Below are 24,661 nucleotides of genomic sequence, written 5' to 3' on the forward strand. Positions count from 1 at the left end.
GCCACTGACAGTTTCGGCAACCGCCGCAGCGGTCCGTCCTAGCCGCGCTTCCCGTCGAAGAATTCACGTGCTTCGTCGCGGTTGTCCGACTCCTCCGGAGTGACCGCAGCAGCGGCGGACTTGTGGTCTTCCTGGGACTCCGCGTCCCCGCCGTCGTGGGCCGCTTCTTCAGCGTCCGGCCCGCCGTCCGCAGGCGCGGGGCCTGTAGCCGTAGCCCGTTCAGCGAAGCCGCGGAAGACCAGCCCGGCGATGGCTGCACCCACCAACGGAGCCACCCAGAAGACCCACAGCTGCTCAAGGGACCAGCTGGAGCTGAACAGTGCAGAAGCGGTGGCGCGGGCCGGGTTGAAGGGGGCGTTGCCCACTGAGAGGCCCAGCTGGAGCAGGACGGCGAAGGCAAGGCCCACGGCAACGGCAGCAGAGGCCTTGTTGTCCTTGTTGTTGGCGGTACCGAGGAATACGGCGACCACAATGGCGGCGCCCAGGACTTCCAGCAGGAGAACTGCCGCGAGGGGGGCCTGGATGATCGAATGCTCGCCGAAACCGGCGGTGACGGTGTCGAAGGCGGTCCTGCTGTCCTGGATGCCCGGCAGGGTCCGGAGGATGCCGAAGAGGGCCAGAGCGCCCAGCAGGCCGCCCACCAGCTGTGCGCCGATGTAGGCTGCTGCGTCGGCAAGGCGGATCCGCCCGGCAACCGCATGGCCCACTGTCACGGCGGGGTTGAAGTGTCCCCCGGAGATATAACCCACGGCGAGCATGGCCGCAGTCACCGCCAGGCCGGCTGCAAGCGCCGCAGGAAGCGGGCTGGACTGCGGAATGGAGAACAGCGGCACGCCAAGGCCGGCCACCACGAGGAACAGGCTGCCGAAAGCCTCCGCGGAAAGCCTGGCTGCCAGGCCGTGGCGGACTGCGGCAGTGGTTTCTGCTGCCGGCGCTGGGGCGGGATCACGGTGGACGGGCACGGGCGTGGTCATGGTGGGGCGGTCCTTATCAATGGGGTCTCGCTGCGGCGGGGAATAAACGCGCCGGCCGCCGGGGAATTCGTGGGGGCCATTGCATTCTGCCAAGGAATTCTGGGCATTTGCTGAGTCCGAGCTTAGCGCCCGGCGACCCGGGGCCCGGCCGTCGCGGTAAATTTACTGTCATGAGCATCGATCAAGGCGCATCCGCGGCGCCCTCGCTGAAGTCCCGCATCCACGGCTGCCTCCTGGGCGGCGCCCTGGGAGACTCGTTGGGTTATGCCGTGGAGTTCGACTCGATCGAGGCCATCCGCCACCGGTTCGGCCCCGGCGGTCTGACGGACTTCACAGCGCTCGACGGCGGCAGCCACTTTTCGGACGACACCCAGATGACGCTGTACACCGTGGATGGCCTGGTGGAGGCACTGGAATGGGCCAATGACGGGGTGGGAGCGGACGTGAACGCCTGCCTCTGGCTGGCATACCTCCGGTGGCTGGATACCCAGGGTGAGCCGGCACACCCTGCCGCCCCGGCGCCCCCGCCGCGGTGGATCGACGGCAACGAAGTCCTCAGGCACCGCCGGGCTCCGGGAAATGCATGCATCTCAGGCCTCGCCGGCGGGGAGATGGGGACGATCTACCGGCCCGTGAATCCGGATTCGAAGGGCTGCGGAACGGTGATGCGCTCGGCGCCGTTCGGCCTGATTCCCCACATAGCGGCCGACGCCGTCTATAAGTTCAGTGCCGATGCCGCCTCGCTGACGCATGGCCATCCGTCCGCGCGGCAGAGTGCCGGAAGCTTCAGCCTGCTCATCCACCGTCTCGTGTCCGGTGACAGCCTGCACGCTGCAGCGGCGGCTGTCCTGGAGGACGTGCGCGGGCTGAAGGACGTTGCAGCGGAATTGCCGGAACGGCTGGAAGCCGCAGTCAGCCTGGCTGGAGGAGCGGTCCTGCAGCCGGAGGAACTGGTGCGGCAATTGGGTGAGGGCTGGGTTGCGGAGGAAGCGTTCGCCGTCGGGCTCTATGCCGTCCTGGCCACCGCTCCGGAAGCCGGCTCCGGGGCGACACCGGAAGAGCACTTCAGGTCCGCCGTCGCGCTTGCAGTGAACCACAGCGGGGACAGCGATTCCACGGGATCAATTGCCGGAAATATCCTGGGCGCTTTCTACGGCGAGGACTGCCTGCCCGCGGACTGGCTGGAGGCCCTCGAGGCGCCGGAGGTCATCCGGGGCATGGCCGATCAACTGGTGGGCGTTACGACCGCCTGAGGGACACGTTGTTGCAGGCCTCGCAGACGTCCTCGGGGATCAGTCCCCGGCGCTGCAGCAGCCCGAAAATGACGCAGCCCAGGCAGAACCCGGCAAAGGCCTCCAGTGACGCCGCGGTGATCAGGACCGCCAGCACTATCCAGGCGGCCGGGGCCGCGCCGGCGGCGAAAAGGATCAGCGCAACGGTGGAGACCACCGTACCCATGCCCTGGGCGAAACGCTTGGGGGGTCCGGGAACCAGCCGCGCCCGGCCCAGCCTGGGCGCCAGGACCTTGACCGAGAGCAAAGCGAACGGCGAAATGCGTGGCCCGAAGAGCACCCGCAACCAGAATCCCGCAGCAAGCAGTACCAGGCCCCACCCCCAACCGGTCAACAGCGTCGCGCCGGCAAGGAGCACCACCAGGCCGGCGGTGATCCGGGCCGCGTACTCGTTGACAGGGTTCGGGAAGGCGAACACGGCGGACCAGTTGATTCCGGCCGTCCTGGTGCCGGTAGGGCTACTCATCCTGCAAGGCTAGGAGCCCGCTGTCCCGCGCGAAAGATTTGTTGCGCCGCATGAACGCGGACGGCCCTGTTGCCTTGGACCACAGGCCGGCACCTAGGTTCCCGCCACCGGGGCGTAGCCGGCCACCATCTGCAGAAACTCACCTTCGGAGAGAACCTCTATGGCCTGGCCGCGATCATGCAGTTCCAGGACACGGCGCGCCTTGCCGGTCAGCCGTCCGGAGCGCAGGTCCGCGGCCACAAACCCGTCGCCCACCACCAGTACGGTGGTGCGGGCAGTCACCCGGCTCTCCGGCCGGGCACCCAGCTCCGCCGAGCGCACTTTGGCTTCCGGCCGGGCCATGGCGAGCTCGCCGGTGAAGACGACCGTCTGGCCATACAGCGGATGGGACGGCTCAGCGTCGGCATTGGGCACGGGGTTGGCACCCTCCTCCGGCCAGCCTGCCAGGAACGGCCGGACCAGCGCCGCTCCATTACCGCCGCCGCCCGAAACGGCGGCCAGGCTCGCCTTGGAGAGGGCATCACGTGCCGGATCAAATGCGTGCTGACGCGGCAGTTCAAGGCCCAGTGACAGGTACAGCTCGGCGATGCTGTTGGCGTTGTTCCGGGCGGCGATGTCGATCAGGATGCCGGCGCACGCCCGGGCATCCTCCGCGGCGTCGTGGTGGTTGACGAGCGGCACGCCGGCCTCCTCCGCGGCGAACGGCAGCGAGTTGGAGACCAGCGAGTAGCAGCGCCTCGAAAGCATCACGGTGCAGACGTAGTCGTAGGCGGGGCCGGGGAGGCCGGATACCTCAAGCCCGGACCGAATCACGCCGAGGTCAAAAGCGGCGTTGTGCGCGGCCAGGATGTCCTCGCCGATGAAGGCTCCGATCTCAGGAAAGAGCTCACCGAACCGCGGACTGCCCGCCACGTCCTCGGACCTGATGCCATGGATCCGGACGTTGTGGTAGTCGAAGTGGTCGTGGCCCGACGGCGGCCGCATCAGCCAGGATGCCTCGTCCACGACACGTCCGCCACGGACCTTCGTCAGGCCCACCGCGCACGGTGAACCGCGGAAGCCGTTGGCCGTCTCGAAGTCGATCGCCGTAAAGTCCAAACCCACGGCCCATACATTACCGTCGAACCCGGCCCGGACCGGTCAAGTACCCTTGAGTGGTGAACTTCCTTGCGATCAGTGACTTTGCCGTGCCCATGCTGGGCGGTGCAGGACCGGTCCAGCCGCAGCTGGCATCCTTCCTCCCCGACTGGCTGAACCCCCAGGTCTTCCTGGCCGATCCTGCACTGGCGCCCTGGGTGGTGCTGCTGGTGTGCGGGATCGTCTTTGCCGAGACCGGCCTGCTGGTGGGGTTCTTCCTGCCTGGCGATTCGATGCTGTTCACGGCCGGACTGCTGGTCGCCACAGACACCATTAAGTTCAATATCTGGCTGCTGGCGCTGCTGATCGTCATTGCGGCCATCATCGGCAACCAGACCGGCTACCTGATCGGGTCCAAGGCCGGACCGGCAATCTTCAACAAGCCGAACTCCCGGCTGTTCAAGCGTGAGAACGTCGAGAGCGCGCATGCCTTCTTCGAAAAGCACGGCGGCAAGGCCCTGATCCTGGCCCGCTTCGTCCCGATCATCCGGACCTTCGTGCCCGTGATTGTGGGTGTGGCCCAGATGAGCAAACGAAAGTTCTTCCTCTATAACGTCATTGGCGCGGTGCTCTGGGGCGGTGGCGTGACGCTCCTCGGGTACCTCCTGGGCGACCGCGTACCGTGGGTGCGCGAAAACCTGGACATCATCTTCATCGCCATTGTCCTGGTCTCTGTGATTCCCATCGGCATCGAGGTCCTCCGCGCACTGTCTGCCAAGCGCCAGGCTGCAGTCTTCGGTACCGACACTGTCGACGAATTCATTGAGGAACACGCTCCCGTCGAGGAGCGCAAGACCAACCTGGACTAGGCAGCCCGCGGATTGGCTTAAGTACGTGAGGGGCCCTGCGTCGCAGGGCCCCTCACGTACTTCTACTGCCGGGCGAGGGCCTCCACGATCGCGGGTACCAGAGCACGGAATGCTTTCCCCCGGTGGCTGATGGCATTCTTCTCCGCGGACGACAGCTCGGCACAGCTGCGGCTCTCCCCCAGCGGCTGCAGGATGGGGTCGTAGCCGAAGCCGCCCCCGCCGCGCGGTTCCCTCAGGAGGATTCCCTCCAGCTGGCCGTACTCCACCACTTCACTGCCACCGTCATCAGACCCCGGCACGGCCAGGGCAGCGGCGCACACAAAAGCCGCCCCGCGGTGGCTGTCCGGCACGTCGGAAAGCTGGTCCAGCAGGAGCCTCAGGTTTGCGGCATCGTCACCGTGCCGGCCCGCCCATCGCGCTGAAAATATCCCCGGTGCTCCGCCCAGGACATCAACTGCCAGCCCCGAGTCGTCGGCAATCGCCACCAGGCCTGTGGCCTCGGCAACGGCCCGGGCCTTCAACAGGGAGTTCTCGGCAAACGTCACCCCGGTTTCGACGACGTCCGGCGCACCCGCCGCGGCGGCATCCACCACCTGCGTGTCGACGTCGAGCCCTGCGATCTGTCCGCGCAGGAGGTCCCGAAGCTCCCTCAGCTTGCCCTGGTTGTGCGTGGCCAGGACCAGGCGCGGAGCCGCAGCGGCCGCTGCCTCGTGGGTTGCAGTCACAGTACGTCGGCGAGGGTTTCCCGCTGGATGGCAGCCAGCTGGGTGGTGCCCAGCAGTGCCAGGTCCAGCAGCTGGTTAAGCTCGTCCCGGTCGAAGGGGGCGCCCTCAGCGGTGCCCTGCACCTCAACGAACTTTCCGGAGCCGGTGACCACAACGTTCATGTCGGTCTCAGCGCGGACATCCTCGACGTACGGCAGATCCAGCATGGGGACGCCGTCGATGATGCCCACAGAGACGGCGGCGATGGTGTCGATCAGGGGCTGCGCGTTCCGGGCGATGAGCTTGTTGTCCCGGGCGAAGCGGATGGCGTCGGCGAGCGCCACGTAGGCCCCGGTAATGGCCGCGGTGCGGGTTCCGCCGTCGGCCTGCAGGACGTCGCAGTCCAGCACGATCGTGTTCTCGCCCAGTGCTTTGGTGTCGATGATGGACCGGAGCGACCGTCCGATCAGCCGGGAGATTTCGTGCGTGCGTCCGCCGATCTTTCCCCTCACGGATTCCCGGTCGGAGCGCGTGTTGGTGGCCCGGGGAAGCATGGCGTACTCGGCAGTCACCCAGCCGCGGCCCTCGCCTTTGAGCCAGCGCGGTACCCCTGCCGTGAGTGAAGCGGTGCACAGGACCCTGGTGTTGCCGAATTCGATCAGGGCCGATCCCTCCGCCTGCTTGGACCATCCCCGGGTAATGCTGATGGGGCGGAGCTGATCGGGGGCGCGGCCGTCGGCGCGTACTACGGGCACTGCAGTTGCTTCAGAAGTCATGCCCTTAGCTTATCGACTTCACCGGCCCCCTAAATCGTGTAGTGCACCCCGGCCACGGCGACGGCAACGTCGCCGCCGAAGACCGGCCTGGCTTCAGCCATGACGGTGGTCTGTGAAGTCCAGACGGGAATGTGGGTGAGAAGGAGCCGGCGCGCCCCTGCCGCAGCCGCGGCCTCGCCTGCCCGCTTGCCGGTCAGGTGGACATCCTTGATGGCATCGTCCCTGCCTTCTTCAAAGGCGGCCTCGCAGAGGAACAGGTCAGCGTCCTTGGCCGCCTCCTCCAGCCCCGCGCACGAATCGGTGTCGCCGGAATAGGTCAGGACCCGGGTGACCTGACGGCCGTCCTTGTCCGGCTCGGTCACCTCGACCCGGAGTGCGTAGGCCTCCTCCACGGGATGGTTCACCGCGAACGGCGTCACGGTGAACGGACCCAGCGTCACGGATTCCCGTTCAGTCCAGTTGGTGAAGTCGAACTCCTCGTGCATGCCGGGATCCAGCTCCAGCCCGTAGGCGGTGGCCATCCGGTCCGCGGTTGCCGCCGGCCCCCACACCGGGATCCTGCCGCGTCCCCAGCCGCCCGGCTTCCACCGGACCGCCACGTGCAGGCCGCACAGGTCCATGCAGTGGTCCGGGTGCAGGTGGGTGAGGAAGATGGCGTCGATGTCTTCCAGGTCCGTATAGCGCTGGATGGCGCCCAGTGCCCCGCTTCCGAGGTCCAGCACGATCTTCCACGTCCGCTCGCCGTCGCTGGCTGTCAGGAGGTAGCACGACGCCGGCGAGCCGGGGCCGGGAAAGGAGCCTGTGCAGCCCACGATGGTGAGCTTCACAGGGCAGGACCTCCGGCCCTGTGGACGCTGACGAAGTTCGAAATCCTGGGTCCGGCGGTGCCCCTGGAAGTGGCTCGCTGGGCAGCGGCCACCATCTCGGGAGTGATGCGCGCCAGGCTTCCTGTGGGGTATTGGGCGGCGACATGGTCCACATGCTGGACTGAGAGGACCTCGGGCCCGAGGAAACGGCGGGCCAGCGCCTCGAACTGGGCGGCGTCACCTGTGGCGATGAAGTGGTGTTCGGGCGCGTTGCCGGCGGTGCGCTGGAGGTCATGGGTGACCAGTGCGCGGTAGACGTCCTTCGCTGTTTCCTCGGCGCTGGACACCAGCGTCACGTCATCGCCCATCACGAAGGAAATCACCCCGGTCAGCAACGGGTAGTGGGTGCAGCCGAGCACCACGGTGTCCACCCCGGCGGCTTTCAGGGGTGCCAGGTATTCCTCCGCGAGGGCCAGCAGCGCCGGTCCGGTGGTGATCCCGGCCTCGACGTAGTTGACGAACTCCGGGCAGGCGACGGAGGTGATGGCCAGGTCCGGTGCCGCGGCGAATGTGTCATCGTAGGCCCGGGAACCAACGGTGGCGGACGTTCCGATGACGCCGATGCGGCCGCTGCGTGTGGCGGCAACGGCACGACGCACGGCCGGCTGGATCACCTCGATCACGGGAATTCCGTAACGGGCCGTGTACCTCTCGCGGGCGTCCCGGAGGACAGCGGCCGACGCCGAATTGCAGGCGATGGTGAGGAGCTTGACGCCGGAGTCCACCAGTTCGTCCATCACCCCCAGGGCGTTGGCCCGCACTTCTGCGATGGGAAGCGGCCCGTAGGGACCGTGGGCGGTGTCCCCCACGTACAGGATCGATTCATTGGGCAGCTGGTCAATTATGGACCGCGCCACGGTCAGTCCGCCGACTCCCGAGTCGAAGACCCCGATGGGGCGGGACCCCACCGCACCGGCGTTGCCGCTGGCGGCGGACTCCGACGCTTCTGCCACTGAATCCATGCTCGAGGCTGTTGTCATGATTATTCGAGGATAGGTCTTCCCTGAGTCCGCAGCCATCACATTGTGGCGGCCGACTCATGTCGAATGTGTCACAGTTCGCTCCCTGCCGGGACCGCCTGCGCGGTTCAGGAGCGTGAATCGAGCGACTGGAGCATCGCCTGGACCAGCGACTCCTGCAGCCACGTGGTGAAGTTGTACACGAGCGCGAGGTAGCTCTCGACGTCCTCCGCCTGGGACCAGTCCTGCATCAGGTGGACGTGCTCCGCATCCTCCTCGTCCCGGATGTCCAGGCGCTCCGCGAGCACGAGGCGGACATCGTTCAGGGCCATCGACCAGTGCCGTGCGCCTTCGGCGGTCAGGACCACCTCATCCTTGTCCAGGTCGAGCGCCGCGGCGCGCAGCGCGCCGATCTTCGTTTCCCGCAGCGAGCGTTCAGTGAGCTGTCGGAACTCAAGGGACGCGCCGTCGTCGTCCTTCGCGACGTTGGGCAGAAGGCGCTTAACGGCCCGGTCGGTAGGTTCGCGGACATCCATGTCCAGCCCGATCAGCGCGGCAAGCGGATCCTGGTTTTCGCGCTCTTCCGGCTGGAGCATGGAAATGACGTCATCGATCAGGCTGCGGAGCAGTTCCCGTTCAGCCGGTTCCAGGAATCCGGTGATGCCCTTGAGCCCGTTCTTGAATGCTTTAGCCACGTTTTCCCTTGCCCTGACCGGATCCGCCGGATTTCTTCGAGTTTCCGCCGTTTCCGCCGCTGGCCTTTTCCACTGTGGCCCACAACCCGAAGCCGTGCATGGCGACGGCGTGCCGCTCAACCTGCTCCTTGCTGCCGTGGGCGACGATGGACCGGCCCTTCTTGTGGACTTCCATCATCAGCTTGTTCGCTTTGGACTCGGAATAGCCGAAGTAGCTCTGGAACACGTAGCTGACATAGCTCATCAGATTTACCGGGTCATTCCAAATCACCAGGTTCCACGGGATGTCCGGGGCGGTCAGGGAATCCGTGGTGGCATCGGTGCCGGTCCGGGTCCCCTCCCGTGTACCGGGGCCGGGCGCAACGCTTAAGGTCATCTGTCCATTCTATGGGGAGGATGGGCCCACGCCGGCGAGGGCCCCGCGTGACCACGGAGCGGCGAGGGCCCCGCGGCGAAGCGAAGCGAGACGTGGGAGCCGGTGGGTGGGCCCACGCCGGCGAGGGCCCCGCGGCGAAGCGAAGCGAGACGTGGGAGCCGGTGGGGACTAGAGTGAATTTTGTGAGTACCCCTGCCGGCTGGGACCATCCCCGCACGTCCCTGTACACCGACCACTACGAGCTGACCATGCTGCAGGCGTCGCTGCATTCCGGCGCCGCCCACCGCAAGTCGGTGTTCGAGGCCTTTGCCAGGCGCCTGCCCGACGGCCGGCGGTACGGGATCGTGGCCGGCACCGGCCGGCTGCTCGAAGGACTTGCCGACTTCCGGTTCGGCGAAGCCGAGCTGGACTTCCTGGGCCGGACCGGGGTGGTCAATCAGGACACGCTGGACTATCTGGCGAACTACCGGTTCTCCGGCGACATCTGGGGTTACCCGGAAGGCGAGGCTTACTTCCCCAACTCCCCCATCCTGATTGTCGAATCAACCTTTGCTGAAGCCTGCATGCTGGAGACCTACGTCCTCTCGGTCCTGAACCATGACAGCGCCATCGCCTCTGCTGCGTCCCGCATGATCAGCGCGGCGGGCGACCGGCCCTGCATCGAGATGGGGTCCCGGCGCACCCACGAGGAAGCGGCAACCGCCTCCGCCCGGGCCGCCGTCATCGCCGGTTTCCACAGCACCTCCAACCTTGAGGCAGGCATGCGGTACGGCATCAAGACCGTCGGCACCGCCGCGCACTCCTTCACACTCCTGCATGACACTGAACGCGAAGCGTTCGAGGCCCAGCTCGCTTCCCTGGGGGAAGGCACCTCGCTTCTCGTGGACACGTACGACGTCGAAACGGCGGTCCGTGCGGCCGTTGAGTTGGGCGGGCCAAAGCTCGGGGGCGTCCGCCTCGACTCCGGCGACCTCGTTGCCCAGGCCCAGTGGGTCCGCCAGCTCCTGGACCAGCTCGGCAATGAAAATACCCGGATCATGGTCACGTCCGACCTTGACGAATTCGCCATCGCGGGCCTCCAGTCCGCCCCGGTCGACTCCTACGGGGTGGGCACCTCGCTGGTGACGGGCTCGGGAGCGCCCACGGCCAGCATGGTCTACAAGCTGGTCAGCCGCACCGACGACGCCGGCAGTTTCGTCTCCGTTGCGAAGGCGGCCAAGAACAAAACCAGCATGGGCGGACGCAAGTACGCCTTGCGCAAGCTCAACGAGCGCGGCATTGCCACCCAGGAAATTGTGGGAATCGGCCACCGTCCCGACGACGACGGCAACGACCGGCCCCTCCTGCAGCAGTTCATGAAGAACGGCGAGCTCCTCCCTGGCTGGACCGGGCACGAGGGCGTGATGCGCGCGCGCCAGCGGCATGCCGACACCATGGCCGAACTTCCTGCCGTGGTCAACCGCCTGCAGCGCGGCGAGCCTGCCATCCCCACCATTTACGAGGAGAACTGATGTCACGCGCCCTGATCATCGTCGACGTCCAGAACGACTTCTGCGAGGGCGGGTCGCTCGCCGTGGCAGGCGGAGCCCACGTGGCTTCGGCCATCAGTGACTACGTTGACGCCCACCACACCGAATTCGACCACATTGTTGCCACGCAGGACTGGCACATCGATCCCGGAGCGCATTTTTCCGACACCCCGGACTTCAAGGACAGCTGGCCGCGCCACTGCGTCGCGGGAACCCGGGGCGCCGAACTCCACCCGGACCTGGATACGGAATACATCCAGGCGTACTTCCAGAAAGGCCAGTTCGCCGCGGCGTATTCAGGGTTCGAGGGCCTCCTGGCGCCTGAGGATGCCGTTCCCACCGGCGAAAGGCTGGCCGGTTCCCTTCCCGCAGACGCGGACGCCGGGGACTACTCGCCCTCGGACGACGCCATCGGGCTGGACGACTGGCTGCAAAGCCATGACGTTGAGGATGTCGTGGTGGTGGGGATCGCCACCGACTACTGCGTCATGGCCACTGCGCTGGATGCGGTCCAGGCGGGATACTCCGTCACGGTCATCCGCTCGCTCACTGCCGGCATCGCCGAGGACCTCGAAGATGCCGTTGCCGAAATGGAGCTCGGCGGCGTCGAAATCAGCTGATCACTTCCGGCTGATCATTTGCGGCCGGTCACTTCCGGCCGATGAACCAGTCCTGCAGTTTCCGCAGCCTCGACTGAAGCTGCTCCTCGTTGGCCTGCGCCACCGGCGGGCCGCCACAGACAGTCCTGAGCTTGGTGTGGACCACGCCGTGCGGGGTTCCGGTCCGGGCCGACCAGGCAGCCACGTTCTTGGCCAGCTCGTTCCGCAGGTCCATCAGCATCCGGTGGTCAGGCATTGCAGGAGCGGCTGCCGGCTCGGCCACCGGTGAGCGCCGGTTCTTCCGGTTGAGCTGCTCGTGCTGGCGCTGCCGCAGGAGGGTGCCTACCTGCTCGGCGTCCAGGAGGCCGGGGATGCCCAGGAAATCCAGTTCATCCTCGGAGCCCACCTCTCCCCCGGTGCCGAACTCGCCGCCGTCGAACAGGACACGGTCAAAGGAAGCCTGTGAATCGAGGGCCTCAAACTTGCCCTTGGTCAGGCTGTCAGAGGCTTTGTCCTCCCGGTTGGCCTCGGCCATGAGGGAATCCTCGGGAGTGAAAAGGCCGTCGCCGTCCTCTTTTTCGGGGCGGTCCAAAGCGTGGTCCCGCTCCAGTTCCATGGAGTTGGCCAGTCCCATCAACGCCGGCACCGACGGAAGGAACACCGAGGCGGTTTCACCCCGCTTGCGGGCACGGACAAAGCGTCCCACTGCCTGGGCGAAGAACAGCGGGGTGGACGTGGAGGTGGCATAGACGCCCACGGAAAGGCGCGGCACGTCCACGCCTTCGGAAACCATGCGGACCGCCACCATCCAACGTTTTCCGCTGGTGGTGAAGTCCTCGATCTTGCTGGAGGCCTTGGCGTCGTCGGAGAGGATCACAGTCGGCGACTCCCCGGTAATCTTCTTCAGCTGCCCGGCATAAGCCCTGGCATCCTCGTGGTCAGTGGCGATGACGAGGCCGCCGGCATCAGGGACGGTGCGGCGGACCTCGCTGAGGCGTTTGTCCGCTCCGGCCAGGACAGCCGGAATCCATTCGCCGGCCGGGTTCAGCGCCGTCCGCCAGGCGTGCGCGGTGATGTCCTTCGTCACAGCGGCTTCGCCGAGTGAGGCAGCCATCTCTTCCCCGGCGCTGGTCCGCCACCGCATCTGGCCTGAGTAGGCCATGAACATGACAGGGCGCACCACGTGGTCGCGCAGGGCATTGCCGTAGCCGTAGGTGTAGTCCGCTTTGGACCGCCGGATGCCGTCACGGTCCTCGGAGTATTCCACGAACGGGATGGGTGAGGTGTCCGAACGGAACGGCGTACCCGTGAGGGACAGCCGCCGGGCCGCGGGATCGAATGCCTCCTTCAGGCCATCACCCCAGGACAGAGCCTCACCGCCGTGGTGGATCTCGTCCAGGATCACCAGCGTGCGCGCGGCCTCGGTCTTGGCGCGGTGCAGCATTGGCTTGCTGGCAACCTGCGCGTACGTGACGGCCACACCGACGAAGCCGCGGCCGTGCTGGCCGTCGGCGTTCTTGAAGTTCGGATCGATGGCGATGCCCACCTTGGCGGCGGCATCGGCCCACTGCCGTTTCAGGTGGTCCGTTGGCGCCACGATGGTCACGCGGTTAACCGCTCCGGCTTCGATGAGCATGGAGGCGACCCGCAGGGCAAAGGTGGTCTTGCCGGCGCCTGGAGTCGCTACCGCTAGGAAGTCCCGGGGACCGGTCCTGAAGTAGAGGTCAAGGGCTTCCTGCTGCCAGGCACGGAGTTTTTGGGCGGTTCCCCAGGCTGCACGTTCCGGATAGGCCGGAGGCAGGGTGGGGCCGCCAAAGAGCGTCTCCGTCACTACTTGTTGTTGCCTGAGTCCCCTCCGGGACCCTTGCCGCCGTCGTCGCCCGGGCGGAGGCCGTCATAGACCTCTTTGCACATGGGGCACACCGGGAATTTCTTCGGATCCCGGCCGGGTGTCCACACCTTGCCGCACAGGGCAATGACGGGCTCGCCGGTCAGCGCGGATTCCATGATCTTTTCCTTGCGCACATAGTGCGAGAAGCGTTCCCGGTCACCGGGTTCAACTTCCTGGCGCAGCTCTTCGCGCTCAATGGTGGCCGTGGACGTTCCAGCCCCGGAAAGCTCGCGCATCGGGTCGTTTTCGAGAGGGTCCGTCATGCTAGTCATGGCATCCATCTTAGCCTCCCCCGGCTGTAGGCGTTTGACGGCGGGCGGACCGTTTCGCCCTTACAGTCCCTGCCAGGCGGGTTTGTGGTCGTACGTGTGCCGGTAGAAATCCGCCAGCTTCAGCGAGGATGCGGCAGCTTCATCCACCAGGATGGTGGCGTGCGGGTGGAATTGCAGGATTGACGCCGGGCAGAAGGCCGAGACCGGCCCCTCCACAAAGTCGCGGACTGCCGGCGCCTTTCGCGCTCCGGTGGCCACCAGGACGATGTGCCGGGCTTCCATGATGGTTCCGAGGCCCTGGGTGACCACGTGGTGCGGCACGTCCGCCAGGCTGGGGAAGAACCGGGCATTGTCCCGCCGCGTCTGCTCGATCAGGCTTTTGATACGGGTCCGGGACGCGAGGGATGAGCCCGGTTCATTGAAAGCGATGTGTCCATCGGTGCCCACGCCCAGCAGCTGCAGGTCCACACCCCCCGCTGCCCGCATTGCAGCCTCATAGGCCCGGCAGGCGGCGGGAAGATCTTCGGCGGCGCCGTCGGGCGTGTGGACATTGCCCTCGGGAATGTTCACCCGGGCGGTGAACTCACGCCGGATCACTTCCCGGTAGGATTCCGGATGCCCGGCTGCCAGACCCACATACTCGTCCAGTGCAAAGGCGCGTGCCTGACTGAAATCCAGGCTGCCGCTGGCGTGCCGCTCGGCCAGCTGATCGTAGACGGGCAAGGGCGATGAGCCGGTGGCCAGACCCAGCACAGCCTCCGGCTTTTTCTTCAGCAGTTCCTCAACGGTGTCGGCCGCGAGTTTTCCGATCTGCCTGCTGCCGGGGAGGATGACGATTTCCATGGACCACGACCTTTCGTTGGGGCCGGACTCAGCGGTTCACGGTCAGTTGGGCCAGCAGTTCAGGACCGCGGGCATCGAGCCACTTGCCGCCGAGCCGGATGCCGGCCGAAAACAGCGCCGGTCCCAGCAACAGGCCGACGGCCAGGTTGGCCCACCCCAGGCCGGGATTGCCGGTGAGCGCCTGCGCGATGAACAGACCCACCTCGGGAAGGACCAGGAGACCGAGTATGCCCATGCCGGCGAACTGCACGGCCAGGGTCTGGCCCACATTGCCCGGGGGCTTTTTGAACGGGCTGTCGCCGGGCAATGGAACAGCAACCGTATAGCGCGCCGACACCACGGAGGACAATCCAAGGCCCGTGAAGAGCACCCCCAGGCTGAGGCCAAGCTGGCCCGGCAACCCCGCCCAGCCGCTGGTGAAAAACGCCTGGCCCACCGCAAGGATGAGCACCACCGGAAGGGCGAAGGCGAGGCAGGCCAGGGCCCGTCCGAGCCGGTCATCCACGCCGCGCACGCCGGTGGCCACATGCAGGGCAAATGCTGTGTTGTCGTAGGAGACGTCCGCCGAGATGGACCAGGCCATGAGGAATGCCGACAGTGGTGCCGCGAACGCCAGGGACCCGTAATTGCCGGACTGGCTGCCCTGGAAGACCAGCAGAACGGGCAGCAGAGGTACCACCACCAGGGAACCTGAATAGCGGGGATCGCGTACCCAGTACGTCAGGGACCTCGCCGTCACGGCACCGGCAGGCGTGGCCGGCAGCAGCCCGAACAGCCCCAGCTTTCCGCCCTTACGGCTCCCGCTCCCGGCATATGGCGGATTGACCAGGGCCCGTTCCAGGAGCAGCTTCCAGCACCAGGCGAGGCCCGCCAGAGTGGCCGCAGCGATCAGGAATTTGACGGCTGCTTCCAGCGGCCGTCCGGCGGCCACATCGCCGCCGAGCGACCACGGCGCGCCCAAGGGAGTCCAGGACAGTGTGGCCGTCAACTCCGCGAGGAACCCGGCTGAGGCGGCTATCCCCCTGCTGACCCCCGCGACAATGGGGCCCATCATGACCAGCGGGATCATGAAGGCGATGGCGCTGACGTCTTTGAACCGGCGCGATGACGCCAGGCTGGCCGTTGCGGTGGTCACCACCCTGGACAGGACGATACAACTCATAACGCCCAGCGCAGCGCCCACCAGTGCGGCACCTGCAGGGAGGGGCCCCCGGGCCCAGGTCCAGACCGTGGCCAGGGCCACCAGCGCGGTGGCCAGGCCGGGGATGCCGATCAGCCCACCCAGTGCCAGGCCGGTCAGGAGCTGCGGCATGGGGATGGCAGAAGTGGTGAACCGTGCAGGATCCAGGGTCATGTCCACCGCCGAGGCCGCGATGGGAACAATGCCCCACCCCAGCAGGGCCGCCGAACCGCCAAGGACCACTGCCATGTGCGCCAGCTCAGGATCCGCACGGCGCAGCAGCACCAGGGCCACCACCAGCGCACCCACCAGGCCCAGCGCATACAGTCCGCCAAAGGCCATGCCCACCAGTTGCCACGGGCTGCGGCGCAGGCCGTTGCGGAGCAGAGTCAGTTTCAGCCTTAGAAGGTGCGCAACCATTCCAGGCCTTCCGTGTGGTTGCGCCCGCCCACCAGCTGGACAAACCTGTCCTCCAGCGACTCCCCGGCGCGGACCTCATCAACCGTTCCCACCGCCAGCAGTCTGCCAACGGCAACAACGGCCACATGGTCACACATCCGCTGGACCAGATCCATGACGTGGCTGGACACGATCACTGTTCCGCCGGACGCCACGTAGCGGTCCAGGATGGCACGGATGTTCGATGCGGAGACGGGATCCACGGATTCGAAGGGCTCGTCCAGCACCAGGAGCCGCGGAGCGTGGATCAGCGCGGAGGCGAGTGCGATCTTTTTTGTCATGCCTGCCGAGTAGTCCACCACCAGCGTCCCGGCGTCGTCGCCCAGGTCCAGGGCCGACAACAGCTCACCCACCCGGGAGGCCACCACTTCCTTGTCCATTCCCCGCAGCAGTCCGGCGTAAGTGACGAGCTGCTCGCCGGTCAGCCGGTCAAAGAGGCGAACACCGTCCGGCAGGATGCCCATGAGCTTTTTCGCCTCCAGCGGCCTGGCCCAGACGTCGACACCGTGCACCACCGCCGTGCCGAAGTCCGGCCGCATCAGTCCGGTGGCCATGGACAAGGTGGTGGTCTTACCGGCACCGTTGGGGCCCACGATGCCAAAGAACGACCCTGCCGGGACATCCAGGCTGATCCCGTCTACGGCGATTTTCCCGCCAAAACGCTTGGCGAGCCCGCGGATCGACAGGGCAGGTACCGTGCCGGCGGGCGGCACCCGATCAGGATGCGGAGCAGTCATAGAGCCAGCGTAACGCCCTCGGCTCCGCGCCGGGTGAAGGGCCCGGTCCCTGGCCGCGCGCCTAGAACGAATGCCGGGGGATGGCGCGTTCATACTGCGGCGGCCACGCCAGCTCGTGTCCCAGTTCGAACGCCGCGCGCAGCCACCAGTGCGGATCGCGGAGCGCCGCCCTGGCTATGAACACGCCGTCCGCCTGTCCGGTGGCCACGGCATGTTCGGCCTGGTCAGCGGAGGTCAGCAGGCCCACAGTGCCGGTGGGGACGTTGGCCTCCCGGCGGATCCGCTCGGCGAAGCCTGTCTGGTAACCCGGGCCGGGCTTGATGTCCTGGTGGGCCACGGCGCCGCCGCTTGAAACGTCGACGAGGTCAACGCCGCGTTCGGCCGCCTGGGCGGCCAGGCGGACGGAGGCCTCGATGTCGACGCCGCCCCGCGCCCAGTCGGTGGCCGAAATCCGCAGCAGCAGGGGCATGGACTCTGGAATGACGTTGCGGACGGCATCAATGACAGCGAGCATCAGCCGGTTGCGGCCTTCCTCGGTGCCGCCCCAGGAGTCAGTCCGCGTGTTGATCAGCGGGCTCTGGAACTGGTGCAGGAGGTAGCCATGGGCTCCGTGGATTTCAACGGTGTCGAATCCGGCGTCCACAGCACGCGTTGCGGCGGCGGCGAAATCGTCGATGACCCCGCGGATCTGTTCCCCGGTCATCCCGGCCGGTTCGGCATAGCCGTCGAACGCTGACGGTGACGGGCCCACCGTGGACCAGCCGCCGTCGGACTCCGGCACGCTCCCCCGTTGACCGGAGAACGGCCAGTAGGTGGAAGCCTTCCGCCCGGCGTGGGCGAGCTGCACCCCGATTCTGGTGTCAGCCGCGCCGTGGCGGTGCACAAAACCGGTGATCCGCTGCCACGCTTCGGCCTGTTCGTCGTTGTACAGCCCGGCGTCCCGGGGACTGATCCGGCCCTGGGCGTTGACGGCTGCCGCCTCGGTGAGGATGAGTGCGGCCCCGCCGGCGGCGAAGGAGCCCAGATGCATCAGGTGCCAGTCGTTCGGGACCCCGGGGGCGCCGTCGGGACCGCAGCTGTACTGGCACATGGGCGAGACCCAGCCGCGGTGCTTCAACTCCAGGGAGCGGAGCTTCAGCGGCTCGAAGAGGGCCGGCACTAGAACAGCACCCTGGCCAGTCCCTGCCGCGCCTTGCCAACACGGGGGTCGGCGGTGCCTACGACGTCGAAGAGCTCCAGGAGCCTTACCCGTGCCGTTTCCCGTTCCGGCCCGAAGTTCCGGCCAATGAAGCTGACCACGCGGTTGAAGGCATCTTCCACATGGCCCCCTGCCACGTCCACGTCCGCCACGCCCAGCTGCGCCTCCAGATTGTCCGGCTCGTTGGCGGCGAGGGTCCGGAGCGCTTCGGTGTCCTCTGCCGAGAGATCCTGGAGCCTGGCCATCAGTTCCACCTGGGCGAGGCCGGCCTTGGCTTCGGCGTCGGCGGGCATTTCCAGCAAGGCCTGGCGGTAGGCCACCGCGGCTGCCTCGTAGTCGCCTGCCTCGATGGCGTCGAAGGCGGCCTGGTGCAGTGGCGGCAGCGGGGCAGGTCCGGCCTCCTGCGGCGCTCCCCCGCCAAGGCTGCCTGTGACGCCGTTGGCTGCCGCGACTTTCAGCAGTTCATCCAGGATGGCCCTGATCTGGGGTTCCTCGGCGCCGCCCTGGAAGAGGGGCACCGGCTGGCCCTTGAGGACTGCAACTGCCGTGGGGACGGCCTGGACCTGGAACGCCTGGGCCAGCTGCGGGAACGCGTCAATGTCAGCGGTGCCCAGGACAAGGCGGCCGGCAAAACTGTTAACGACGCGTTCAAGCGTATCCAGCATCCCGGCGGATTCCGGTGAATATGCGGCCCACAGCGCTATGACAACCGGAACCTGGGCAGAAAGCTCCACCAGCTCCTGGAAGTTGCTTTCGGTGACGTCGACCCGCAGCGGAGCGGGCCCGGCGTCGGGGTTCCCGGTACCCGCTGGATCAAGGGGGGCCTGCGGACCGGCGGACGGGTTGCCTGGGCCAGCGGGCGGCGCCTGACGCTGTTTCAGTGAGGAAAGGTCGACGGCGCCACGCAGGTTAAGCAGGCTGGCAGCGGCTGGAGGGACGGGGCGGGAAGCTGGCGAACTCATGCTTTCCACTCTAGCCACTCCGGCCGCTGCCGGGTGTACTGCGTGAAGGGGTTTACCCCTTTGGCCCTACTTGAAGCTTGCGCCTACCAGTCCGCGGGTGGCTGCCACCAGCTTCATGGGATCGGCGGAGCCGGCGGGCGGGACATAAACCGCCATTGACTCGGCGAAGTTCAGGACCATGCCGGTGGTGGTTTCCTTGCCGCCGGCGAGCGCCGCGGCGTCGTCACCGATGGTGAGTTTGTCGCCGGAGGCCTTGGGGGTGCCGTCAAAGCCGAAGTTGATCCGGCCCAGCACCAGCGCCCCGCCATCGGCTGTGCGGAATACCACGGTGCTCTCCGGCACCACCTTGTGGGTGAAGGAGAAGGTGCCGTTCTCGCCCGACTTGACCACCTCTGCCTGGTAGGAGAGCGTGTCGGCAATGTACGGCGAGGATGCGCCCTCCAGGAGCTTGTCCTTGAAGCTCGACTCGGCGTTGGACAGACGGTCGGCGAGTCCGGCAAGGGCTTCCTCACCGCTGTACAGCAGGCCTGACTTGTCAGCGGGGGCCAGGGTCTGCGTGCCGCTCCGGTTGATGGCCGGGAACGTTGTTCCGGGCTGCAGCGGGGTGGTCTCGGTGAGCTTGTAGTTCTCACGCGGGGCCGGCTGGACCAGGGTCAGGAGCTGCGGGACAACGTTGCCGTCGCCCTGGGTGACAGCAAGGACGGAGCGGGGCCAGGTGCGCTCACTGGTGACCACGGTGGTGAGCAGTTTCGTGGAACGGACCGGCATGCGTGCTTCGTACGTGCCCACCTGGGATCGGATTTTGTAGTTCTGGGTGCGGACTTCAAGTTCCGTGCCACCGACCCGCTCAGCGAGCTTGGCTGCGTCCTTTGCGCCGTCCCCGGCGTCCGCGGCGCTGGAGACCTGCTCCAGGATCCGACGGAACTGGGCGTCCAGGAGGACCGGCGAGGCCGGCTGTGCATTTGCGGCAGGGGATTCCGTTGCCGGGGCCGGAGCGGGGGTGGTGGCCGCACTGGCGGCGCCACCGGTCACCGCCACAACGACGGCGGTCACGGCGGCAGCGGCCGCTCCACCGGAAACCATCGTCAGCTTTGAATTTGAAGAGGACCGGGCCTCAGACTTCGCCCGGGCACGCTGGGCAAAACCGCTCCCCTGGCCGTCGCCTTCGCCGTCCTTCTTCCGTGCGGAGAGGACCGCCAGGGCGATGCCGGCGAGGATCAGGAGCCCGCCGAGGACCATCAGCGGGACGGCCCACGGGGTGGCGGTGTCATTGGGGAACGTCATGGAGATTGAGGCCGGCGCAGGCTTGGTGCCGTCAGAGGCCAGCAGCAGGGACCACTCGCCGTCCGCGGGCGGGGTCCAGGAGTAATCGAGCTCGCCGCTGGCGTTTTCGGTTGACACCCAGAGGTCCGATCCTGAGGGGTTCGGGACTGTGGCGTCGCCGTCGGCATGCTCCACCTGGAGTGACTTCTCGTCCTCGGAGACCCCCGTCACGGTGTTGTGGGCACTCTTGCCAACCCAGGCGTCAACGTCGTCGGGCCGGCCGGCCGCGAGCATGAAGTTGCCGTCCCCTTCGATCTTGATCTTCACCGTTCCACCGTGCAGCGTGCGCAGTTTCTGGTCGATTACGGTCAGGGGGGCCGCGGCGGCATCTGACGGGGCCGAAGCCGTGAAGGTCGCGGAGGGAGCCCAAATGGTTTTCTGGCCGATACCGGCCAGAAGTGTCAGGAGGCCGAGCAGCACGAGTGCGACTGCAGTCTTGAAACGCAAGGAAACACCTATCATCAGCGGGGGTTTACCTTCAATAGTAACCGTTTTGTTACCGGAACCCCTTTTTGGGGGCCGCAGGAGGGGCCGCACGGCGAGGTTGAAGGCCTGCTGACCGGGCGTCCCCGCGTCTGTTAGCAAGGCTGCTGATAGTGTTTGCGATGATCATCACACCGGCACCCACATGCGGCGCCACGCACGGAACGGGCCCCAAATCCAGTGACTGACAAGACGGATGAGTCCTCCGCGGCACACGAAAACAAACCGGCAGCCGGCGCACCGCAGTCCCAGCCTGAAAAGTCCCTGCCGGAAAAGTCCTTCCCGGAAAAGTCCCCGCCGGAAAAACGTGCCAGGAGCAGGCGGACCGCCGCCGCGGCCGCCGCTTTGGGCTTCATCGCCCGCCGCCTCCGTCAGCCGCTGCCGGGGGCCCAGCCCCGGCTTCGCTTTGAGATGCCGCCGGAATTGCCGGCTGAGTACCAGGCCGCTGAAGAGGAAACCGCCAAGGACGGCGAGGGCTCTCCCCAGTTCGGCAAGCCGGGCCCGCGCATCTCGCCCCAGCATCCGCTGTACATGGGTTTCATGGGCACCGTGGGTGTTGGCCTTGCACTGCTGGTCTACTGGATCGGTTCGAACACCACGCAACTGCTGCTGTGGATTGTGGCTGCGCTGTTCATCGCCCTTGGGCTGGAGCCGGTGGTCGGATGGCTGGAGAACCGGAAGATTCCCCGCCCGGCCGGCATCCTGCTTTCGGTCGCCGTGCTGGTGGGCGCGGTGGCAGGATTTTTCGCCACCCTGATTCCCACCATTGTTGAACAGGTCACCGAAATTGTGGAGCAGGCACCCACCTGGGTGCGGGACTTCATCGATTCTGAATTTTTCCGCACCGTTGACAGCCAGTTCGGCATCCGCGACCGCGTTACCGAGGAACTCGATAAGTTCGTCAATGATCCGGCTGCCATGGGAGGGATCTTCGGCGGGGTGGTGGGCTTCGGCTCCACCCTCGCCAACGGCCTCTTCGGCACCCTGATTGTCCTGGTCCTGAGCCTTTACTTCCTGGCGGCACTTCCGGCCATGAAGAAGTGGGGCTACCGGCTGGCCCCCCGCTCCCGCCGGCCGCGGGTGGCGGCCCTGTCCGAGGAGATCACCCGCTCAGTAGGCAACTACGTGATCGGCCAGGCCTGCGTCGCGCTGCTCAATGCCCTGTTCGCCTTCATCGTCATGTCCATCGTGGGCGTACCGTTCGCACTGCTGCTCGCCTTCGTGGTGGCGCTGCTGGCGTTCATCCCCCTGGTCGGCGGGCTGATTGCGGGCGTGATCGTCGTACTGATATCCCTCACTGTTGGCTGGCAGACGGCAGCCGTTTACGCGGTCTGCTACTTCGCCTACCTGCAGTTCGAGGCTTACTTCATCTCCCCGCGCATCATGCAGAAAGCCGTGGCCGTGCCCGGCGCGGTGGCCGTTATCTCGGTCATTGCCGGCGGCAGCCTCCTGGGCGTCCTGGGCGCCCTGATCGCCATCCCGACTGCCGCCGCCATCCTGCTGCTCCTGAAGGAGATCTACATCGTCCGCCAGGACAAGCACTAGGCGAGGGCTGTGGCCACCGGCCCGTTCCACTCCTGCGGCAGGCCGTCGGGGCCGGAACCGGTTTCGGTCACATCATCAACGATCTCGTTGAGCGCACGGGACGCGTATTTCTCCCCCACCCAAAGGTGCTTGGCGCCGTCGACCCCTACCACCCGGGCCTGGGGCACCACACTGAAGCGTTCTGCGGCAGCCGCGGGCTGCAGATAGTCATCATGCTCGGGCACCAGCACGGTCAGCGGTTTGGCCGCCTCCGCCCACAGCCGGAGGTGGGCGTCGGTGGCGCGGTGCAGCGGCGGCGACAACAGGATGGCGCCCTCAATCCGGCTGGCCACCGGCTCCACGGCGCCGTACATCAGCGCCAGCTCGGTGCCGAAGGACCAACCCACCAGCCAGCGGTTGGGGAGCTCACGTTCGACGGCGAAGCGCACCGCCGCCTCGACGTCGAGCCGCTCGCCGATCCCCTCTTCAAAGGAACCGGCGCTGGTGCCGCGCGGCGATGAGGTTCCGCGCGTGTTGAAGCGGAGGACAGCCACACCTGCCAGCGCGGGAAGCCGGTAGGAGGCCTTGCGGAAGACATGGGAGTCCATGAACCCGCCGTGGGTCGGCAGCGGGTGCAGGGTAATCAGCGTTGCGGTGACCGGACCGGATTCCGGCAGGGCCAGCTCCCCCACCAGTTCATGGCCGTCCTCCGTGTGGAGGTGGATGTTCTCGCGCCGCGCCGGCAGGACCGTGGAAGCGCGGATGGGGGACGGGCCGGAAGGCTGGACGAATTCGTACGACGCCGGATCAAAAGTCATGCCTGCCAGCTTAGCGACTCAGGGGCGGCGGCAAACTTACCAGGCCGGCCCCGTGTCCCCGCGGCACGGGAGCCTCAGCGGTAGCGGTAGGACCGGGACAGCCAGCAGTTCGTGTGCCAGTGGCGGCGTTCGGCAAGACCGGCCGCCGCCCCGAACAGGTGGTCGTCCTTCCACACCACCAGATGGGCAATCCCGGGAACCACCGCAGTGGAGCAGCCGGGGCAGATGTAGGTCTTTTCCGCGTTTTTTGCTGTCATGGTCCGGACCATCCACTCGCCGTCAGGGGCGCTCTCCCTGCGGGCAATTCCTGCCCTGGCACGCTCAAGATCCAGCTCGGGGACTTCCCCGCTGCCCTTCTTTCCTGCGGCCCTGCCGGGAGGTCCTCCCGGTTTTCCGGAGGCCGGGCGGCGGGGGCGGTTGGAACGGGGCATGCCTCCATTCTGCCCCAGCCCCGGTAGTGTGTACGGCGTGCGACTTGTCATAGCCCAATGCTCCGTTGATTACGTAGGCCGGCTTAAAGCCCATCTCCCCCTTGCCACCAGGCTCCTGCTGGTCAAGGCCGACGGCTCGGTGCTGGTCCACTCCGACGGCGGTTCCTATAAGCCGCTGAACTGGATGAGCCCGCCGGCCACCCTCCGTGTGTCGACGCCGGACGACGTTGACCTTGAACTCGGCGTCACGGAGCAGTGGACGGTGCAGTCGGCCAAGACCGACGACAGGCTCATCATCAACATCCATGAGCAGCTCCACGAGTCCTCCCATGACCTGGGCGTGGACCCGGGCCTGATCAAGGACGGCGTCGAGGCGGACCTGCAGCGGCTGCTCGCGGACCAGATCGAGACTCTCGGCGAGGGCTTCTCACTGATCCGTCGCGAATACTTCACGGCGATCGGACCGGTGGACATCCTGGCCAGGGACGCCGCCGGTGCCACCGTAGCCATCGAACTCAAACGCCGTGGCGATATTGACGGCGTGGAGCAGCTGACCCGCTATCTTGAACTGCTGAACCGGGATCCGCGGCTGGCGCCGGTGCGCGGAATCTTCGCGGCCCAGCAGATCAAGCCGCAGGCGAAGGTGCTGGCCAACGACCGCGGGATCGACTGCATCACGCTGGACTACGATGCCATGCGGGGCGTGGACGACAGCGAATCCAGGCTGTTCTAAGCCGCGCCCGCCCCTGACGAGGGCATTCATCCACTTTTTACCCTGGATTTGCAGGATTGGCCGGTCAGAGGCGTTGACCTGACAGAAACGGCATGAAATTCTTAGAACAGTCTTTGTGTAGGTGTTTTTCATGCTCGCAAGACAAGTTGCGAGCGCGAAGCTCCTGCAGGGCCGGTTTCCCAAGGAACGGGCAGTGAAGGATTCTTCTCGCGGAGTGACCGAGTCCAGCACGAGGTGTGCTGGTCTTAGACAAGTTCCACAATGAGGAGAAATAAAAATGGCACAGGGAACCGTCAAGTGGTTCAACGCTGAAAAGGGCTTCGGCTTCATCACCCCGGATGACTCCGATGGCGATGTCTTCGTTCACTACTCCGAGATCCAGACCGGTGGCTTCAAGACCCTCGATGAGAATCAGCGTGTTCAGTTCGAAATCGGTCAGGGCGCCAAGGGCCCCCAGGCAACCGGCGTAACGCTGGTCTGATCCCCCGGTTCGAAGGCCGCTGCGTGCGGCCTTGAACTCATTGAAGATCCCCGGCATGCGTGCCGGGGATCTTCTTGTTTTATGACAACTTGGCACACATGTTTTCGTGGCCGCGCAGAGTTAGCTCCGCGGCCAATCGCCGGC

At 66.5% G+C, this 24,661-nt stretch carries 26 protein-coding genes; 7 read left to right on the plus strand and 19 right to left on the minus strand.

The window, feature by feature from the left end:
• Window positions 1–38 precede the first annotated feature (38 nt).
• Window positions 39–974 (minus strand): aquaporin, encoded by a 936-nt coding sequence (locus ACS5PJ_RS03490; protein ID WP_439433500.1) that lies wholly within the window; start codon window positions 972–974, stop codon window positions 39–41.
• A gap of 170 nt (window positions 975–1,144) precedes the next feature.
• Between ACS5PJ_RS03490 and ACS5PJ_RS03495 the strand changes: the two genes are divergently transcribed.
• Window positions 1,145–2,227, plus strand: a complete 1,083-nt coding sequence (locus tag ACS5PJ_RS03495) for an ADP-ribosylglycohydrolase family protein (protein WP_439433501.1) — start codon at window positions 1,145–1,147, stop codon at window positions 2,225–2,227.
• Here the strand turns inward: ACS5PJ_RS03495 and ACS5PJ_RS03500 are convergent.
• Window positions 2,214–2,732, minus strand: coding sequence for a DUF4395 domain-containing protein (locus ACS5PJ_RS03500; RefSeq protein ID WP_439433502.1), 519 nt, complete (start codon window positions 2,730–2,732; stop codon window positions 2,214–2,216). The two genes, ACS5PJ_RS03495 and ACS5PJ_RS03500, sit on opposite strands and share 14 nt — an antisense overlap.
• A 93-nt stretch (window positions 2,733–2,825) precedes the next feature.
• Window positions 2,826–3,836 (minus strand): 3'-5' exonuclease, encoded by a 1,011-nt coding sequence (locus tag ACS5PJ_RS03505; protein ID WP_439433503.1) that lies wholly within the window; start codon window positions 3,834–3,836, stop codon window positions 2,826–2,828.
• Between the two features lie 68 nt (window positions 3,837–3,904).
• Between ACS5PJ_RS03505 and ACS5PJ_RS03510 the strand changes: the two genes are divergently transcribed.
• Entirely contained in the window at window positions 3,905–4,678 is a 774-nt protein-coding gene (locus ACS5PJ_RS03510; protein WP_439433571.1) for a VTT domain-containing protein, read from the plus strand.
• A 62-nt stretch (window positions 4,679–4,740) separates the two neighbouring features.
• On the opposite strand, the gene rdgB is transcribed toward ACS5PJ_RS03510, so the two are convergent.
• The 6 genes from rdgB to clpS form a co-directional block, all read right to left on the minus strand.
• Window positions 4,741–5,403: an RdgB/HAM1 family non-canonical purine NTP pyrophosphatase gene (rdgB, locus tag ACS5PJ_RS03515; protein WP_439433504.1), complete on the minus strand. Its 663-nt coding sequence runs from the start codon at window positions 5,401–5,403 to the stop codon at window positions 4,741–4,743.
• Entirely contained in the window at window positions 5,400–6,158 is a 759-nt protein-coding gene (gene rph, locus ACS5PJ_RS03520) for a ribonuclease PH (RefSeq protein ID WP_439433505.1), read from the minus strand. The genes rdgB and rph overlap by 4 nt, the downstream gene beginning before the upstream one ends.
• 29 nt (window positions 6,159–6,187) lie before the next feature.
• Complete coding sequence (locus ACS5PJ_RS03525) at window positions 6,188–6,985, minus strand: MBL fold metallo-hydrolase (protein WP_439433506.1); 798 nt, start codon at window positions 6,983–6,985, stop codon at window positions 6,188–6,190.
• A complete protein-coding gene (gene murI / locus ACS5PJ_RS03530) occupies window positions 6,982–7,986 on the minus strand; it encodes a glutamate racemase (RefSeq protein ID WP_439433572.1) in 1,005 nt (334 codons plus the stop codon). The genes ACS5PJ_RS03525 and murI overlap by 4 nt, the downstream gene beginning before the upstream one ends.
• 125 nt (window positions 7,987–8,111) lie before the next feature.
• Window positions 8,112–8,678, minus strand: coding sequence for a DUF2017 domain-containing protein (locus ACS5PJ_RS03535; protein ID WP_439433507.1), 567 nt, complete (start codon window positions 8,676–8,678; stop codon window positions 8,112–8,114).
• Window positions 8,671–9,054 (minus strand): ATP-dependent Clp protease adapter ClpS, encoded by a 384-nt coding sequence (gene clpS / locus ACS5PJ_RS03540; protein WP_439433508.1) that lies wholly within the window; start codon window positions 9,052–9,054, stop codon window positions 8,671–8,673. The genes ACS5PJ_RS03535 and clpS overlap by 8 nt, the downstream gene beginning before the upstream one ends.
• 182 nt (window positions 9,055–9,236) lie before the next feature.
• Between clpS and ACS5PJ_RS03545 the strand changes: the two genes are divergently transcribed.
• Together ACS5PJ_RS03545 and ACS5PJ_RS03550 are read left to right on the plus strand one after the other, a co-directional pair.
• Complete coding sequence (locus tag ACS5PJ_RS03545; protein ID WP_439433509.1) at window positions 9,237–10,565, plus strand: nicotinate phosphoribosyltransferase; 1,329 nt, start codon at window positions 9,237–9,239, stop codon at window positions 10,563–10,565.
• A complete protein-coding gene (locus tag ACS5PJ_RS03550; RefSeq protein ID WP_439433510.1) occupies window positions 10,565–11,203 on the plus strand; it encodes an isochorismatase family protein in 639 nt (212 codons plus the stop codon). Before ACS5PJ_RS03545 ends, ACS5PJ_RS03550 begins: the two co-directional genes overlap by 1 nt.
• 28 nt (window positions 11,204–11,231) lie before the next feature.
• Here the strand turns inward: ACS5PJ_RS03550 and ACS5PJ_RS03555 are convergent, their stop codons facing one another.
• The 8 genes from ACS5PJ_RS03555 to ACS5PJ_RS03590 all read right to left on the minus strand — a co-directional run bounded on the left by ACS5PJ_RS03555 (window position 11,232) and on the right by ACS5PJ_RS03590 (window position 20,509).
• Window positions 11,232–13,013 (minus strand): DEAD/DEAH box helicase, encoded by a 1,782-nt coding sequence (locus ACS5PJ_RS03555; protein WP_439433511.1) that lies wholly within the window; start codon window positions 13,011–13,013, stop codon window positions 11,232–11,234.
• Window positions 13,013–13,354, minus strand: coding sequence for a DUF3039 domain-containing protein (locus ACS5PJ_RS03560; protein ID WP_439433512.1), 342 nt, complete (start codon window positions 13,352–13,354; stop codon window positions 13,013–13,015). Before ACS5PJ_RS03560 ends, ACS5PJ_RS03555 begins: the two co-directional genes overlap by 1 nt.
• A 51-nt stretch (window positions 13,355–13,405) precedes the next feature.
• The gene (gene nagB / locus ACS5PJ_RS03565; RefSeq protein WP_439433513.1) at window positions 13,406–14,188 is read right to left on the minus strand and encodes a glucosamine-6-phosphate deaminase; all 783 of its coding nucleotides are present in this window, start codon (window positions 14,186–14,188) and stop codon (window positions 13,406–13,408) included.
• Between the two features lie 28 nt (window positions 14,189–14,216).
• Window positions 14,217–15,788, minus strand: coding sequence for a transporter (locus ACS5PJ_RS03570; RefSeq protein WP_439433514.1), 1,572 nt, complete (start codon window positions 15,786–15,788; stop codon window positions 14,217–14,219).
• On the minus strand, window positions 15,770–16,564 hold the full coding sequence (locus ACS5PJ_RS03575; protein WP_439433515.1) for an ABC transporter ATP-binding protein: 795 nt from the start codon (window positions 16,562–16,564) through the stop codon (window positions 15,770–15,772). Before ACS5PJ_RS03575 ends, ACS5PJ_RS03570 begins: the two co-directional genes overlap by 19 nt.
• A gap of 61 nt (window positions 16,565–16,625) precedes the next feature.
• Window positions 16,626–17,723, minus strand: a complete 1,098-nt coding sequence (locus ACS5PJ_RS03580; protein WP_439433516.1) for an NADH:flavin oxidoreductase/NADH oxidase — start codon at window positions 17,721–17,723, stop codon at window positions 16,626–16,628.
• Window positions 17,723–18,724 carry a tetratricopeptide repeat protein gene (locus ACS5PJ_RS03585; protein WP_439433517.1) on the minus strand — a complete coding sequence of 334 codons (1,002 nt, stop codon included), beginning with the start codon at window positions 18,722–18,724 and terminating at the stop codon, window positions 17,723–17,725. Before ACS5PJ_RS03585 ends, ACS5PJ_RS03580 begins: the two co-directional genes overlap by 1 nt.
• A 66-nt stretch (window positions 18,725–18,790) precedes the next feature.
• On the minus strand, window positions 18,791–20,509 hold the full coding sequence (locus ACS5PJ_RS03590) for a DUF8094 domain-containing protein (protein ID WP_439433518.1): 1,719 nt from the start codon (window positions 20,507–20,509) through the stop codon (window positions 18,791–18,793).
• Between the two features lie 201 nt (window positions 20,510–20,710).
• On the opposite strand from ACS5PJ_RS03590, the gene ACS5PJ_RS03595 reads away from it, so the two are divergent.
• Window positions 20,711–22,075, plus strand: a complete 1,365-nt coding sequence (locus ACS5PJ_RS03595) for an AI-2E family transporter (RefSeq protein WP_439433519.1) — start codon at window positions 20,711–20,713, stop codon at window positions 22,073–22,075.
• Here ACS5PJ_RS03595 and ACS5PJ_RS03600 read toward each other — a convergent pair.
• Together ACS5PJ_RS03600 and ACS5PJ_RS03605 are read right to left on the minus strand one after the other, a co-directional pair.
• A complete protein-coding gene (locus ACS5PJ_RS03600; protein WP_439433520.1) occupies window positions 22,072–22,872 on the minus strand; it encodes an alpha/beta hydrolase in 801 nt (266 codons plus the stop codon). The two genes, ACS5PJ_RS03595 and ACS5PJ_RS03600, sit on opposite strands and share 4 nt — an antisense overlap.
• 74 nt (window positions 22,873–22,946) lie before the next feature.
• Window positions 22,947–23,303 (minus strand): Rv1322 family protein, encoded by a 357-nt coding sequence (locus tag ACS5PJ_RS03605; protein WP_354145894.1) that lies wholly within the window; start codon window positions 23,301–23,303, stop codon window positions 22,947–22,949.
• Between the two features lie 37 nt (window positions 23,304–23,340).
• Between ACS5PJ_RS03605 and nucS the strand changes: the two genes are divergently transcribed.
• Together nucS and ACS5PJ_RS03615 are read left to right on the plus strand one after the other, a co-directional pair.
• On the plus strand, window positions 23,341–24,036 hold the full coding sequence (gene nucS, locus ACS5PJ_RS03610) for an endonuclease NucS (RefSeq protein ID WP_354145895.1): 696 nt from the start codon (window positions 23,341–23,343) through the stop codon (window positions 24,034–24,036).
• Between the two features lie 277 nt (window positions 24,037–24,313).
• A complete protein-coding gene (locus ACS5PJ_RS03615) occupies window positions 24,314–24,517 on the plus strand; it encodes a cold-shock protein (RefSeq protein ID WP_011692441.1) in 204 nt (67 codons plus the stop codon).
• Window positions 24,518–24,661 lie beyond the last annotated feature (144 nt).

Source organism: Pseudarthrobacter cremeus (assembly GCF_051857465.1).
In the GTDB taxonomy this organism is placed as follows: domain Bacteria; phylum Actinomycetota; class Actinomycetes; order Actinomycetales; family Micrococcaceae; genus Arthrobacter.